The sequence below is a fragment of the Serratia sp. CY56464 genome (genome assembly GCF_052168435.1).
GTDB lineage: Bacteria > Pseudomonadota > Gammaproteobacteria > Enterobacterales > Enterobacteriaceae > Serratia > Serratia marcescens.
On the sequence record NZ_JBJNMV010000001.1, the window covers coordinates 505,021 to 518,742 of the forward strand.

Below are 13,722 nucleotides of genomic sequence, written 5' to 3' on the forward strand. Positions count from 1 at the left end.
ATCTGTCGCTCCATCTACATGACGCTAAACGAAAAGGGTAAGGCATCCTGACATCAGTATAGAGTATCTCGGGCAGGAACGTTCCCGCAAAAACGCTGGTCCCAGCAACGGTTAACGGATTCATGAGCCTGGTTCATAAGCTCAAGCGTATTTTGCCCCATAGTCATGGCGGCAGCCGCCTTTTACAGTCACCACACCGGAGCGGCGCCGCGTCAGGCGGAGCCGGTATCATTCAGTGGGAGAGTGAAGATGCAAACACGCAAGTTAGGGCGAGAAGGGCTGGAAGTATCGGCGTTGGGTCTGGGCTGTATGGGGCTGAGTTTTGGCTACGGCCCGGCCACCGACAAACGGCAGGCGATCGATCTGATCCGCGCCGCGGTTGACGAGGGCGTGACGTTCTTCGATACCGCCGAGATTTATGGTCCGTTCACCAACGAGGAATTGTTGGGCGAAGCGCTGGCGCCGGTGCGCGATCGGGTCGTCATCGCCACCAAGTTCGGTTTCGATCTGCCGCAGCCGGCGGGGCAACAGGTGTTGAACAGCCGTCCGGAGCATATTCGCCGGGCGGTGGAAGGTTCGTTGAAGCGCCTGCGGGTAGAGACGATCGATTTGCTGTATCAACATCGCGTCGATCCCGAAGTGCCTATCGAGGAGGTGGCCGGTACGGTGCAGCAACTGATTCGCGAAGGGAAAGTGAAGTACTTCGGCTTGTCGGAAGCCGGAGCGCAAACCATCCGGCGAGCCCATGCGGTGCAGCCGATTACGGCGCTGCAAAGCGAATATTCGCTATGGTGGCGCGAGCCGGAGCGTGAAATCTTGCCGACGCTGGCGGAACTGGGCATCGGTCTGGTGCCGTTCAGCCCGCTCGGCAAGGGCTTTCTCACCGGCGCCATTACCGAAGACACCGCCTTTGACAGCGGCGATTTTCGCAACCTGGTGCCGCGCTTCAGCGCCGAAGCGCGCCGGGCCAATCAGGCGCTGGTGAGCGTGCTGGGGCAGATAGCGCAGCGCAAGGGCGTGACGTCGGCGCAGATCGCCTTGGCCTGGCTGTTGGCGCAACAGCCGTGGATCGTGCCAATCCCGGGAACCACCAAGCGTCATCGGCTGCAAGAGAACCTCGCGGCGGCGTCGGTGGTGTTGGCGGCGGACGAACTGGGCGAGATTGAGCGCGCGCTCTCCGCTATCGACGTGATCGGCGATCGTTACCCGGCGCATCTGCAGAAAAACGTCGGGCGTTAAGCCCCGCGCCGCAACGCCTCAATCAGCAGCGCAAAGGCGGTGGTGTGTTGCCTGCGGCTTGGATAATAGAGGTAATAACCGGGAAACGGCGGGCACCAGTCGTCCAGCGCCATCTGCAACCGCCCGTCGGCCAACGGCTCGGCGACGCTGTCTTCCGGCACAAAGGCGATACCGAGGCCGAGCTGCGCAGCGTCGATCCGCTGGCGCAGGCTGTTGAAGGTCAGTTGCCCCTCCACACGTACTTTGATCTCCCGGCCATCGCGGGCAAATTCCCAGGCGTACAGCCCGCCGAGGGTGGGCAAACGCATGTTGATGCAACGGTGGTTTTGCAATGCCTGCGGCGTGGCGGGGAGGCCGTGACGGGCGAAATAGGCGGGTGAGGCGACGGCCACCATGCGCATGTCCGGCCCGATGCGCACCGCGATCATGTCCTTCGCCACCTGTTCCCCCAGCCGGATGCCGGCGTCGAAACGCCCGACGACGATGTCGGCCAGACTATTGTCGACGGTGATTTCCACGTTGATGTCCGGGTAATCGATGAGGAAAGTGCGCAGCACCGGCCACAGCACCGCATCCACCGCATGTTCGCCGGCGGTAATGCGGATGTTGCCGGCCGGGCGATCGCGCATTTCACCCAGCGCGTTCAGCGCGTTTTCTATCTCCGCAAAGCGCGGACCGATGCTGTTGAGCAGCCGCTCACCGGCCTCGGTAGGGGCGACACTGCGGGTGGTGCGCGTGAGCAAGCGCAGCGCCAGGCGCTCTTCCAGCCCGCGTATAGCGTGGCTGAGCGCCGATTGGGAAACGCCAAGCTGCGCCGCCGCTTTGGTGAAGCTGCGTTCTCTGGCCACCATCAGGAAAGCGATCAGGTCGTTAACGTTTTCTTTCAACATATCGGCACCGAAGAGCAAGGTTAGGGCGCGGCCGCGCGTAGATTTATGAATTTAGCTCATAGCTCCTTGCGCATTTTACCCGCTAGTCGGCGGAAAAGCATGGCGCTATCTTGGCATCACTCACTTATGACTATCAGCGCCGGTTGTGAGAGCCGGCGCGGAGGATAAAACAGATGAAAATACAACGCAGCGGTTCGATCACATCACAGCGCGGTTCGGCGGATTATTTTACCGGGCAGGTGCGCATCGACGCGCCGTTCGCTGGCGAAGCGCCGGCCAGAGTGGGCGGCGCAACCGTCACCTTTGAGCCCGGCGCCCGCACGGCCTGGCATACGCATCCGCTCGGCCAGACGCTGATCGTCACTCAGGGACGCGGTTGGATCCAGATGTGGGGCGAGGCCACGCAGGAAATGCACCCCGGCGATATCGTCTGGATCCCGGCTGGCGTCAAACACTGGCACGGTGCGACGCCGGACACCGCCATGACTCATATCGCCATCGCCGAAGCGCTGGACGGCACTCCGGTGACCTGGCTGGAGCCGGTCAGCGAGGCGGAGTACCGGCAATAACGGCGCTCAGGACCTGCGGTTCTGTTCGCAGAACCGCAGGCGGTTGCCGAACGGATCGGTGAGGTTCAGTTCCTTGCCCCAATCGACAATCTCCAGGCCCGGCCGTGCATAGCGGTAGTTTTTGGCCGTGAGCTCCCGGTGCAGCGCATCGATGTCCTGCATCGGAATGAAAATGGCGGCGCCGGGCGTGCTGTCGCCGTAGTGTTCGCTCAGGTGCAGCGTCAGCCCGGCGCGGGCAATCTGCATGTACAGCGGCAGGTCTTCGCTGAAACGGTGCTCCCATTCCAGCGTGAAACCGAGAAAATCCAGGTAAAACTCTTTGGCCTTGTCGACCGAAAAGATACGCAGGATCGGAATGGCGGGCGAGAAGGCGATCATCGTTGACCTCATTGTCGCGTTAGCGGCAGCCGATGTGGATATCGACCGCGTCGGGGCCGGTATAGGCTTCGAAGTCGGTCAGGAAGCGGCGTTCGATCTCAGGGTGTTGTTCGAAGTAGGCCCAGATGCGCTGCCAGCTTGCGATGACCGCCGCCGGCATCGCGCCACGGGCGGGGAAGACCAGATAGCGGCCGGGTTGGATGTGTAAACCGCTCTGTGCCTCACTGCCGGCGGTGACGTCAAACGGCCCGCTGGCGTCGGAAGCGTAATTGGAATAGACCCCGTATACCGGCAGGGCGGGTGAGGTAGCGAAAAAATCCGACCACAGCGCGGGAATCTTTGCCGTTTCGGCTTGGGTTTCGTTCTGGTTGGTGGTTCTGACTGTTTGGCCGGCGACGTAAAAGCCGGGCAGATGTACCGAGATGGGCCGCATAGAGACAATCCCTTTTAACCGCAGAAAGATGCCTAAAGGTAGCAAACGCCAGGCAGGGCCCCCGCAGGCGCGGGGGCCCCTCACATCAGGCATCCACGCCGCCAAGGCACAGGTATTTGATTTCGAGATAGTCCTCGATGCCGTATTTTGAGCCTTCGCGGCCCAAACCGGAGTGTTTCATGCCGCCGAACGGCGCCACCTCGGTGGAGATCAACCCTTCGTTGATGCCGACGATACCGTACTCCAGCGCTTCGGCCACGCGCATCACCCGGCCGATGTCGCGGCTGTAGAAGTAAGCGGCCAGGCCGAACGGCGTGTCGTTGGCCATCTCGACGGCGTCGGCCTCCTGGCTGAAGCGGATCAGGGGCGCCACCGGGCCGAAGGTTTCCTCGCGGAAGATTTTTGCCGTGCGCGGCACGTCGGTCAGGATGGTCGGGGTGAAGAAATTGCCGCCCAGCGCGTCAGGCTTGCCGCCCAGCAGCACCGAGGCGCCGTGCTCGACGGCGTCGGCGATATGCTCGCGCACTTTCTCCACCGCGTCCGGGTTAATCAACGGGCCGATGGTGACGCCGTCATCCAGGCCGTTGCCGACTTTCAGCTTGGCGACGGCGGCTTTCAGTTTGGCGGCGAAGGCGTCGTACACGCCGTCCTGCACCAGAAAACGGTTGGTGCAGACGCAGGTCTGGCCGGCATTGCGGTATTTCGAGGCGACCGCGCCGGCCACGGCGGCGTCCAGATCGGCGTCGTCGAACACGATAAACGGCGCGTTGCCACCCAGCTCCATGCTGGTTTTCTTGATGGTGGGCGCACACTGGGCCAGCAGCTGCGCGCCGACTTCGGTGCTGCCGGTGAAGGAGAGTTTACGCACGTCCGGGTTGGCGGTGAGCTCGCCGCCGATGCCTTTGCTGGGGCCGGTGATCACGTTGCACACCCCGGCGGGCAGCCCGGCGCGCTCCGCCAGCACGGCGATCGCCAGCGCCGAGAACGGGGTCTGGCTGGCGGGGCGGATCACCCCGGTACAGCCCGCCGCCCAGCCGGGGCCGGCTTTGCGGGTGATCATCGCCGCCGGGAAGTTCCACGGGGTGATGGCGGCGAACACGCCGATCGGCTCTTTTTGCACGATGATGCGACGACCGGCCTGCGGTTGTGGAATGGTGTCGCCGTAGACCCGCTTGCCTTCCTCGGCGAACCATTCGATAAAGGAGGCGGCATAGGCGATCTCACCGCGGCTTTCAGCCAGCGGTTTACCCTGTTCCGCCGTCATGATGCGCGCCAGATCCTCCTGATTTTCCATCATCAGCTCAAACAGCCGCCGCAGTTTGCCGGCGCGCTCTTTGGCGGTCAGCGCACGCCAGGCGGGCAGCGCCTTCTTGGCGGCGGCGATGGCGCGCGCGGTTTCTTCGGCGCCGAAGGCCGGCACATGGCCAACCAGCTCGCCGTTGGCGGGGTTATGGATGGCGATCGCGTGGCCTGCTTTGGCCGGCAACCATTGCCCGTCGATGTAATTGGCCTCGCGGAACAGCGTGGGGTCCTTGAGGGTAGCGCAGATGCTGGTGCTCATGAGTCTCTTCCTTCTTTGCTGAGTTCAACAGAGTGGTCTATCCCATACGGCTACTCTTTACCCTAGCAAATTTTGCCGCCGCCGTTTGCCCGCGCGGCAACAAGATGATCGTTTTCTTTATGCGCACCTTCTGTACAAAAAATATCCTCCGCCGGGCCGATACTGAAAGAGCAGGCATATGACCCTTTTCGATGTAATTAAAAGGAGTGTGCGAATGATGAAATCAGTGGACAGACATCTCGCGGCCTACGGCAGCGAAATGGATTTTTTGGCGTCGAGCATCGCTCTGATGGAATGGCAAGGGCGGCAGATTGACGCCGGGCAGGTGGCCGGCAATATGTCGGAGCAGCAAAGCCGCCTGTTCTTTGCGCGGTTGAATTATTTTCGTCAGCTTTATCAGGCCGCATCGGCGGCCGAACACAGCCTGTAATTTCCGATCCAGCCCCGCCGCAGCGGGGCTTTTCATTTCAGCGCTGCCACACCCCGGTCGCCAGCGTCGCCGGCGAATACTCCAGATTGCGCCCCCGCCACGGCAACGCTGCCGTAAAACGCCAGGCGCGACGAACGTCAAACCGCCAATAGCGTTCTGCGCCTTCAACGGCGGGATGCCCCTCCGCTTGCCAGAGGATTTGTGTTTCCCCCTGCAGATGCAGCACGTCGCCGCGTTCAAAATCGATGAACAGCAGCGCCGCCCGCGGTTCGGCCAGCAGATTGCCCAGCGTGTTCATATAGCGGTTGCCGCGAAAGTCCGGCATCCACAGCGTGTCACCTTCCAGGTGGATAAAGCCGGGGCGGCCGCCGCGATGAGAAATATCGACGCCGCCCTGCGTCAGTGCCAGGTGCGCGCAGCTGGCAACGAAGCTGGTATCCGCGGCGCGGATCAGCGCCTGTGCCGCCGCATCCAGCGAGGCTAAATGCTCAACCGGCTGTGGCCGGCTGTCCACCGGGTAGAGTTCGCGGCGCTGAATGTACTGCGGGCAGTTACCGAAGCTTTGTTGAACGACGATCTCCACCCGGTTTTTGTCGGTGCGGCCGACGGTGCCGTTGGCGCGGTTGCGTCGCCGGTTGCTGAAGTCGAGCCCGAGCGCGCCGATCGGTTTGCCGGGCAGCAACAGCGCCTGGGCGGGATCGTCGCTGCGACGCGGCGCGCTGATGCGTAAATGCGTGTCGTCCGGCGCGCGTAAAAATCCGGGCGGGCCGGTGAACAGGGTGGCGATCGGCCAGCCTTGTTCATCCAGCGTGGCGACGAACAGGTAGGGCAGCGCGGCGAAAAACGCGCGGTGCTGATCCGGCATCGCGGGATAGATGCCGCCGCCTACGCCGCCAAACCCGGCCAGCGTCTGCGCGCGCAGCTCGTCGGGATGGAACAGTTGCGGGATCATGGCGTCAGCTCCCCGCCGGCGCCGGCAGGGCCGGCATGGCGAAGAAACCGGGAAGCGCCGCGATGCGCGCCGTCCAGCGGCGTATCGCAGGGTAAGGCGCCAGCGAAATGCCGCCTTCGGCCGCGACCGCCACGTAGCTGTGGCAGGCCAGATCGGCGATGGTCGGGTGTTCGGTGGCCAGGTAGTCGCGCTCGCTCAGGTGCTGTTCCATCTGCGGCAGGAAACGATCGCTGATCGCCCGCGCCGCCTGATAATCCTCCGGCACGGCGAATTGGGCGATCAGTCGGCAAGAGGCCGGGCCGTAGCGAACTTCACCGGCGGCTTTGGAAAGCCAGGCTTGCACTCGCGCTGCCGCGGCCGGCTGTTCCGGCAGCCAGTGGCTGTCCGGCGCATAGCGTTTCACCAGATAGACCAGAATGGCGTTGCTGTCGGCCAGCGTCAGATCGCCGTCCTGCAAGACCGGGATCTGGCCTAACGGGTTGAGCCGGCGAAAGGCTGCGCTCTGCCGCACCTCCGCCGAGGCTTCGACCCATTCATAGGGCAGCGCCAGCATGCGCAGCAGCAACGCTACGCGGTGAACGTGGCCGGAAAGCGGGGTGCCGTAGAGAGTGATGGCGGACATGGCGTTTCTCCTCAGTGCTTTTTGTCAGCATACTCTTGCGCTGAGTGAGCGGAATACGGCAATGTGGAAATTGATAATTTCACTTTTCGGAAGAATCTATGGATCGGCTAGACGAGTTGGCCATCTTCGTGGCGGTGGTGCAGCAAGGCAGCCTAGCGGCGGCCGGGCGCAAACTGCGGCGTTCGGCGCCGGCGATCACCCGGGCCATCGCCGCGCTGGAACAGCGTTTTGGCACCCGGCTGGTGGAGCGCACCACCCGACGGCTGGCCCCCACCGAAGCGGGTATGCGGCTGTTGGAACGCGCGCAACAGCTGCTGCAGGATTATCAGGCGGTGGTGCAGGATACCGCCGAAGCGCAGCTGAGCGGTTTGCTGCGCGTTACTTCGCCGGTGCAGTTCGGCCGCCGCTACGTGGCGCCGGTGGTGATGGCGTTTCTCGATGACTACCCGCAGATGCAGATCGAAATGGTGTTGAACGATCGCAATCTCGATCTGATTGACGAAGGGTTGGATATCGCGGTGCGCATCGGTCATCTGCAGGACTCTTCCCGCGTGGCGCGGCGGCTGGGGCAGGTCAGCCGGGTGACGGTCGCCAGCCCGGATTACCTGGCGCGCTGCGGTGAACCGCGATCGCCGGCGCAGCTGGCGGAGCACGCCACCATCGTCGGCACCCAGCGGCCGTCGCTGCGCGAATGGCGCTTCGGCCCGCAGGAAAACGGCGAACGGGTGCGATTGGCTCCCCGGCTGTTGCTGAATGATGTGGAAGCGCAGCTGCTGGCGGTGCGCGCCGGCAAGGGCATCGCCCGGTTGCTCTCTTATCAGGTGGCGGACGATTTGGCCGCCGGTACGCTGGTGCGGCTGTTGACGGATCATGAGCCGTTGCCAATGCCGGTACAGCTGGTGGCGCAGCAGGCGCAACGCATGCCGCTGAAGGTGCGCGCCTTTTGGGATTATGCATTTGAACGGCTCAGCGCCTTGCCGCAAATTCAGCCGGACGGGCGGGGGAAATAAACGCAAAAAGTTTCATGGGTTAAACTTTTTCATTATTCTGCAGGTTTTATTTTACCGGGCGCGCATTGCTGGTGCGCCCGTCTTGACAATAATTTTGGCGGTGCTAATAGTTAATTTACATCTTAAATAATAAACGAAGTTTAATATATGAAACCACTTGCGGGGAGTTATGACAACGGCGCCACGGTGGATAATGAAGCGGCTATTTTGACTTCATTTCAAACTCGCAGCGCGGCTGTTTATAAACAGACGCGCCATGAAAATAATATTGCTTATGGCAACGGCGAACGCGAAACATTTGATTGGCTCTATTCTGCAAAGCAGCACCAGGGGACGTTAATTTTTATTCACGGCGGCTATTGGCAATTCTGCGATAAGGCGGATTTTGCCTTTATCGCCGCCGAACCGTTGGCGTTGGGTTTTGACGTGGTGCTGGTGGAATATGCGCTCGCGCCGGCGGTGGATCTTGACGAAATATGCCGACAGATCGGGGTGGCGTTGAATGCCATTCAGCGCCGCCTGCCGCCGCACTATGCCCATCCGGTTTATCTGTGCGGCCATTCCGCCGGCGGGCATCTGGCGGCGTTCTGGCAGCAGCATGCGTTGGTGGATGCTGTCTTTCCCATCAGCGGCCTGTTCGAGCTGGCGCCGCTGCAACAAAGCTATGTCAATCGGGCGCTGCAGCTGAGCGCGCGGCAAATTGAAACGCTCAGCCCGGCGCGCCGCCTGCCGACGCGCGGCAAGCCGCTTACGCTGTATTACGGCGCATTGGAGCTGCCGGAACTGAGAGGTCAGTCGCAACACTATCATGCGGCGCTGCGTCAACGCGGGCTGCCGGCCGACCTGGTCGCGGTACCCGGCGCCAATCATTTTACCATTCTGGATGCGTTGTTCGCCGCCGACGGCGCGCTGCTTCGCCAACTTAACCACCACGGGAACCACTGACATGCGCGAGATCGTAGAAACCGGGCTGCCGGAGATCGGCCAGCCTTTTTCCTGGGCCACCCGGGGCGGCGGCATGCTGTTTACCGCTCACGGCCCGGTGCGGGCGGACGGCAGCATCGACACCGGCGCGCCGGAGCGACAGATTACGCTGACCTTCGATAATCTGGCGCAGACGCTGAAGGCGGCGGGCAGCCACAGCGATAAGGTTCTGCAGGTGATCGTGTATCTCACCGACGTCAATGACGTTAAATTACTCGATGATATTTACCGGAAATACTTTAATTATCCTTATCCCAATCGCTCCACGGTCATTGTCGAAAAATTGGTGGTGCCGGGAATGAAAATAGAAATTACCGTCAGCGCCATCGCCTGATTTAATTTCTTCTTAAGTCAGTCTTAATATTAATTCAATAACGAGTTAAGGATGAGTCATGTTTAAACAGATTACACCTTCCGCCGCCGATCCTATTATGTCGCTCATGGAAGCCTATTTGCAGGATCCCAATCCGAAAAAAGTGAATTTAGGCATTGGGCTGTATTACGACCGACAGGGGAATATTCCGCTGATGCAGGCGGTTGAGGCCGCCGAGCAGCGGTTGCTGGCGCTGCGTCGCCCGCACGGTTATCCGCCGATCGAAGGTTCGCCGCAGTTCGCTCGCCAGGTGCAGACGCTGCTGTTTGGTGAGCAACAGGCGGCCGAGATCGCCACGGTGCAGACCGTCGGCGGCTCCGGCGCGTTGAAGCTGGCGGCGGATTTTTTGCGCCACTTTCTGGCGCGCGGTGAAATTTGGGTGTCCGATCCCACCTGGGCCAATCACTGGGCGATTTTCGAAGGCGCCGGGCTGCGGGTGAATACCTATCCCTACTTTGATGAAGCGGCGGGCGGCCTGCGTTTCGCCGCCATGCTCGACGCGTTGGACAGCCTGCCGCCCGGCAGCGTGGTCCTGTTGCATCCTTGTTGCCATAACCCGACCGGCACCGATCTGACGGCGGAGCAGTGGCGCGCCACGCTCGCCGTGCTGCAGCGACGCAACCTGCTGCCGCTGTTCGACATCGCCTATCAGGGCTTCGGCGACGGGCTGGAGGAGGACTGCTTTGCGTTGCGCGAAGCGCTGAAAACCGATCTGCCATTTTTGGTCTGCAACTCGTTTTCCAAAAACGTCGCGCTGTACGGCCAGCGTCTGGGCGCGCTGTCGGTGCGCTGCGCCGATGCGGAAAACGCCGTCAACGTCAAAGGGGCGTTAAAAACGCTGATCCGCCGCAGCTATTCCTGCCCGCCGACGCACGGCAGCCAGATCGTGGAAACCCTGCTTGGCGATGCCGAACTCGGCGAGCTTTGGCGCGATGAGCTGGCGGAAATGCGCGTGCGCATCAAGCAAATGCGTGAACAGCTGGCCGCCGGCCTGGCGCAGGGCGGTTCTTCGCTGGATCATCGGCGCATACGCGATCAGCGCGGCATGTTCAGCTATACCGGCCTGAATGAAGCGCAGCTGCAGACTCTGCGACAGCGCTACGCCATCTATCTGGTCTCACCCGGCCGCATGTGCTTGCCGGGGCTCAATCCCGGCAACATTGACTACGTGACCGCCGCCATTCTCGACGTCACCCGTACCGCCTAACTCCGCCCGGGAGCACAGCCATGCCACAGATGAATGATTTTGAGCATATCGCCCGCCGCCAGGGCGGGTTGAACAAGCATCTTACCGCCGGACAGATGTCGATGCTGGCGATCGGCGGCGCCATCGGCACCGGGCTGTTTCTTGGCAGCGCCTACGCCATTCAGATGGCGGGGCCGTCGGTATTGTTGAGCTACCTGATCGGCGGCGTCATTGCGCTGCTGCTGATGGGCAGCCTGGCGGAAATGACCTCCGAACACCCGACGCCCGGCTCGTTCGGCGACTATGCCGAATTTTATCTCGGCCCGCTGTTCGGTTTTCTGGTGCGTTATTCTTACTGGTCTTGCGTGGTGCTGGCGGTGGGCACCGAAGTCACCGCCATCGGCATGTACATGCAGTTCTGGTTCCCGGCGACGCCGACCTGGCCGTGGGTGCTGCTGTTCTCGGCGGCGGTGATCGTTGTTAACGTGATCGGCGTGAAATCGTTCGGCCAGGTGGAATACGCGCTGTCCACCGTCAAAGTGACGGCGATCGTGGCGTTTATTCTGATCGGCATCGGCATTTTGGCGTTCTCGGGCAACCCGGCCTACGGCCTGCGCAACCTGACCGCCGGCGGCTTTATGCCGTTTGGCGTCAAGGGCATGTGGTTCGCCGTGATCGTGTCCATCTTCAGCTACCTGAGCATTGAAATGATCGCGGTGGCCGCCGGCGAGGCCAAGAATCCGGTGATTGCGGTGAAGGCGGCGTTCAAGGGCACCATCGTGCGGCTGTTCATCTTCTACATGCTGTCGATCGCCCTGATGCTGGCCATCGTGCCCTGGCGCCAGTCCGGCACCGGCGAAAGCCCGTTCCTGATGGCGATGAACGTGATCCATCTGCCCGCCGCCGCCGGTATTTTCAACTTTATCGTGCTGGTGGCGGCGCTGTCGGCAATGAATAGCCAGCTGTATATCACCACTCGCATGATGTTCTCGCTGTCGCGCGCCGGGCAGGCGCCGGCGGCGTTGGGGCGCATCAGCCGGCGCGGTATTCCGGTCAATGCACTGGCGATGTCGTGCATCGGTATCGTGGTGTCTATCGTGCTGAGCCTGGTGGCGCCGGAAACCTCGTTCGCCGCCATGATGTCTATCTCGGTGTATGGCGCCTGCTTTACCTGGCTGATGATTTTCGTCACCCACCTGTTCTTCCGCCGCCGGCATCGGCAGACCCACCTGAAATTTCGCATGTGGGGCTTTCCCTATACCACCTTGCTGGGCGCCGGGCTGATGGCGGCGTTGATGATCTCGACCGCGTTTACCGAATTTTTCCGCATGACGTTGTGGTTCGGTATTCCGTTCACCCTGTTGCTGGTGGTGGCTTATCACTTCCAGAGCCGCCGCGCGGCTGAGCCGTCGCCGCTCAAGGCGCCGGAAGTGAAGTAATGCGGGGGAGGGGCTGAGGCGCGCCTTCAGCCCTTGTGACTACAGCTGGCTTTTCGGGATCAGGTGGTCGCCGAAACTCAGGCGTTGACGGCCCGGTTCGATTTCGGCCAGCGGCGCCACTTCGTGCAGCGAGGATTTGCAGCGCTGCACCAGATCCTGATACTCGCGGGTGCCGGCGATCTTCCAGGCCAGCTCCTGTTCGGTCAGATCGCGCAGCACGCGCGCCGGGCTGCCGACCACCAGCTTGTTGGCTTCGATCACCGCCGCGGCTTTGACGAACGCCATCGCGCCGACGATGGTGTTCTCGCCGATCTCCGCACCGTCCATCACCACCGCGTTCATGCCCACCATCGCGTTGCGGCGAATGCGGCAGCCGTGCAGGATGGCGCCGTGGCCGATATGGCCGTCTTCTTCCACCACCGTGTCCTGCTGCGGGAAGCCGTGCATCACGCAGTTGTCCTGAATGTTGGCGCCGTCGCAGATCACCAGGCGGCCAAAATCGCCGCGCAGGCTGGCGTTCGGGCCGATATACACGTGCTTGCCGACGATCACGTCGCCGATCAGCACCGCGGTCGGGTGCACGTAACTGCTGGGGTCAACGACCGGCGTCAGGCCGTCAATCTGATACACAGGCATAGCGTGAGTTCCTTAATATGCAGGGTCGCGCGGCAGGCCGCCGAAGCGCCGATAGTAGCCGGCGGCCGGCGCGGGCAGGGCGCCGATGGTGGTCTCCGCCAGCGCGCTGACGTATTCCGTCGCGGCGCGATCGACCTGCTGATAGAGATTGATGCACAGGTTGCGGGCGATCTGGCCCTCCCACTGCGCGGGCAGCAGCGCGTCCGGCAGCAACGGATCTTTCAACACCACGCGACGGAAGAAGTGAATCAATAATAGCTTAATCTGGAAGCAGCGCAGCGGCGTCAGCGCCGCCGGGTCGACTTCGCGCAGCAGCGCCATCAGCGGCCGGAAGGAGACGATAAACTCGTGATAGCCGGCCGCCACGTCGCTGAGCGACCAACAGTCGGCCACCAGTTTCTGCAGGGTTTGCTCGGAGCGGTTATAGGGGTAATCGGCGCGAAAGTAGATCACCTGCTCGCTGGCGTTCAGTTCGCCGAGCAGCGCCGTCACGTCGGTTTGCGCATGGGTGGGGGCGGCCATCAGATTGTTGGCGATTTGCCCGAACCCGAGCCAGCCCAGCTCTTTTTTCAGCCGCGCACGCGCGTTTTTTTCGGCGCATTCCAGCAGCAACAGCTCCCACTTGCCGTCCCAAGCGGGCTGCTCGCGCAGATAGATCTTCGATTCGGCGTGGCGGAACTGGCGCATTCCCTGCTCGGTCACGCGGTAGAAGCTGCGGCGGCCGATTTTCTCCACCGCCAGCCAACCTTCTTTTTGCAGGCGGAACACCGAGGTGCGCACGAAACGATCGCCGAAACCGAAGGCCTCCAGCAGCGCGCTCAGGCTGCCGAGCCACACTTCGCCGCCGCGGTGGCTGAGCGCGTCGCCGTACAGCGAAATGATCAGCGACGTGCCGCTGATCGGCTGGGCGTCGACGGCATGGCGAATGAACTCATCCAGTTTATGTTCCATATTTTTCCATGGGTTAGCCTTCGATGAGCCACAACATTAACATAATTTGGGGCGGCGTCATCCGTGACG

At 62.0% G+C, this 13,722-nt stretch carries 16 protein-coding genes; 8 read left to right on the forward strand and 8 right to left on the reverse strand.

Annotated features, from left to right (window positions below; genetic code table 11):
• Positions 1 to 249 precede the first annotated feature (249 nt).
• Positions 250 to 1,239 (forward strand): aldo/keto reductase, encoded by a 990-nt coding sequence (locus ACJ8KE_RS02405; RefSeq protein WP_015378370.1) that lies wholly within the window; start codon positions 250 to 252, stop codon positions 1,237 to 1,239.
• Here the strand turns inward: ACJ8KE_RS02405 and ACJ8KE_RS02410 are convergent.
• Positions 1,236 to 2,129 carry a LysR family transcriptional regulator gene (locus tag ACJ8KE_RS02410; RefSeq protein ID WP_016927175.1) on the reverse strand — a complete coding sequence of 298 codons (894 nt, stop codon included), beginning with the start codon at positions 2,127 to 2,129 and terminating at the stop codon, positions 1,236 to 1,238. The two genes, ACJ8KE_RS02405 and ACJ8KE_RS02410, sit on opposite strands and share 4 nt — an antisense overlap.
• Positions 2,130 to 2,302: 173 nt before the next feature.
• Between ACJ8KE_RS02410 and ACJ8KE_RS02415 the strand changes: the two genes are divergently transcribed.
• Positions 2,303 to 2,698 (forward strand): (R)-mandelonitrile lyase, encoded by a 396-nt coding sequence (locus ACJ8KE_RS02415; RefSeq protein ID WP_317006364.1) that lies wholly within the window; start codon positions 2,303 to 2,305, stop codon positions 2,696 to 2,698.
• 6 nt (positions 2,699 to 2,704) lie between these two features.
• Here the strand turns inward: ACJ8KE_RS02415 and ACJ8KE_RS02420 are convergent, their stop codons facing one another.
• The 3 genes from ACJ8KE_RS02420 to gabD form a co-directional block, all read right to left on the reverse strand.
• Positions 2,705 to 3,073 carry a glyoxalase/bleomycin resistance/extradiol dioxygenase family protein gene (locus ACJ8KE_RS02420; protein WP_025159860.1) on the reverse strand — a complete coding sequence of 123 codons (369 nt, stop codon included), beginning with the start codon at positions 3,071 to 3,073 and terminating at the stop codon, positions 2,705 to 2,707.
• A 22-nt stretch (positions 3,074 to 3,095) separates the two neighbouring features.
• The gene (locus tag ACJ8KE_RS02425; RefSeq protein WP_016927177.1) at positions 3,096 to 3,509 is read right to left on the reverse strand and encodes a GyrI-like domain-containing protein; all 414 of its coding nucleotides are present in this window, start codon (positions 3,507 to 3,509) and stop codon (positions 3,096 to 3,098) included.
• An 85-nt stretch (positions 3,510 to 3,594) separates the two neighbouring features.
• Entirely contained in the window at positions 3,595 to 5,070 is a 1,476-nt protein-coding gene (gabD, locus tag ACJ8KE_RS02430) for an NADP-dependent succinate-semialdehyde dehydrogenase (protein WP_110147143.1), read from the reverse strand.
• A 214-nt stretch (positions 5,071 to 5,284) separates the two neighbouring features.
• On the opposite strand from gabD, the gene ACJ8KE_RS02435 reads away from it, so the two are divergent.
• Positions 5,285 to 5,500, forward strand: a complete 216-nt coding sequence (locus ACJ8KE_RS02435) for a glycogen synthase (protein ID WP_004935234.1) — start codon at positions 5,285 to 5,287, stop codon at positions 5,498 to 5,500.
• A gap of 37 nt (positions 5,501 to 5,537) precedes the next feature.
• On the opposite strand, the gene ACJ8KE_RS02440 is transcribed toward ACJ8KE_RS02435, so the two are convergent.
• Both ACJ8KE_RS02440 and ACJ8KE_RS02445 read right to left on the reverse strand, forming a co-directional pair.
• The gene (locus tag ACJ8KE_RS02440; RefSeq protein ID WP_016927179.1) at positions 5,538 to 6,452 is read right to left on the reverse strand and encodes a pyridoxamine 5'-phosphate oxidase family protein; all 915 of its coding nucleotides are present in this window, start codon (positions 6,450 to 6,452) and stop codon (positions 5,538 to 5,540) included.
• Positions 6,453 to 6,456: 4 nt separating this feature from the next.
• Complete coding sequence (locus ACJ8KE_RS02445; protein WP_143778272.1) at positions 6,457 to 7,074, reverse strand: glutathione S-transferase family protein; 618 nt, start codon at positions 7,072 to 7,074, stop codon at positions 6,457 to 6,459.
• A 98-nt stretch (positions 7,075 to 7,172) separates the two neighbouring features.
• Between ACJ8KE_RS02445 and ACJ8KE_RS02450 the strand changes: the two genes are divergently transcribed.
• The 5 genes from ACJ8KE_RS02450 to ACJ8KE_RS02470 all read left to right on the forward strand — a co-directional run bounded on the left by ACJ8KE_RS02450 (position 7,173) and on the right by ACJ8KE_RS02470 (position 12,066).
• On the forward strand, positions 7,173 to 8,084 hold the full coding sequence (locus ACJ8KE_RS02450; RefSeq protein WP_079449881.1) for a LysR family transcriptional regulator: 912 nt from the start codon (positions 7,173 to 7,175) through the stop codon (positions 8,082 to 8,084).
• A 147-nt stretch (positions 8,085 to 8,231) separates the two neighbouring features.
• On the forward strand, positions 8,232 to 9,029 hold the full coding sequence (locus ACJ8KE_RS02455; protein ID WP_110147142.1) for an alpha/beta hydrolase: 798 nt from the start codon (positions 8,232 to 8,234) through the stop codon (positions 9,027 to 9,029).
• 1 nt (position 9,030) lies between these two features.
• Positions 9,031 to 9,402 (forward strand): RidA family protein, encoded by a 372-nt coding sequence (locus tag ACJ8KE_RS02460; protein WP_033639957.1) that lies wholly within the window; start codon positions 9,031 to 9,033, stop codon positions 9,400 to 9,402.
• A gap of 58 nt (positions 9,403 to 9,460) precedes the next feature.
• Positions 9,461 to 10,648 carry an amino acid aminotransferase gene (locus ACJ8KE_RS02465; RefSeq protein ID WP_110147141.1) on the forward strand — a complete coding sequence of 396 codons (1,188 nt, stop codon included), beginning with the start codon at positions 9,461 to 9,463 and terminating at the stop codon, positions 10,646 to 10,648.
• Positions 10,649 to 10,668: 20 nt separating this feature from the next.
• The gene (locus ACJ8KE_RS02470) at positions 10,669 to 12,066 is read left to right on the forward strand and encodes an amino acid permease (protein WP_123867495.1); all 1,398 of its coding nucleotides are present in this window, start codon (positions 10,669 to 10,671) and stop codon (positions 12,064 to 12,066) included.
• Positions 12,067 to 12,105: 39 nt separating this feature from the next.
• Here ACJ8KE_RS02470 and paaY read toward each other — a convergent pair whose 3' ends face one another.
• Both paaY and paaX read right to left on the reverse strand, forming a co-directional pair.
• Positions 12,106 to 12,702 (reverse strand): phenylacetic acid degradation protein PaaY, encoded by a 597-nt coding sequence (gene paaY / locus ACJ8KE_RS02475; RefSeq protein WP_016927186.1) that lies wholly within the window; start codon positions 12,700 to 12,702, stop codon positions 12,106 to 12,108.
• A 12-nt stretch (positions 12,703 to 12,714) separates the two neighbouring features.
• Positions 12,715 to 13,653 (reverse strand): phenylacetic acid degradation operon negative regulatory protein PaaX, encoded by a 939-nt coding sequence (paaX, locus tag ACJ8KE_RS02480; RefSeq protein WP_097101775.1) that lies wholly within the window; start codon positions 13,651 to 13,653, stop codon positions 12,715 to 12,717.
• Positions 13,654 to 13,722 lie beyond the last annotated feature (69 nt).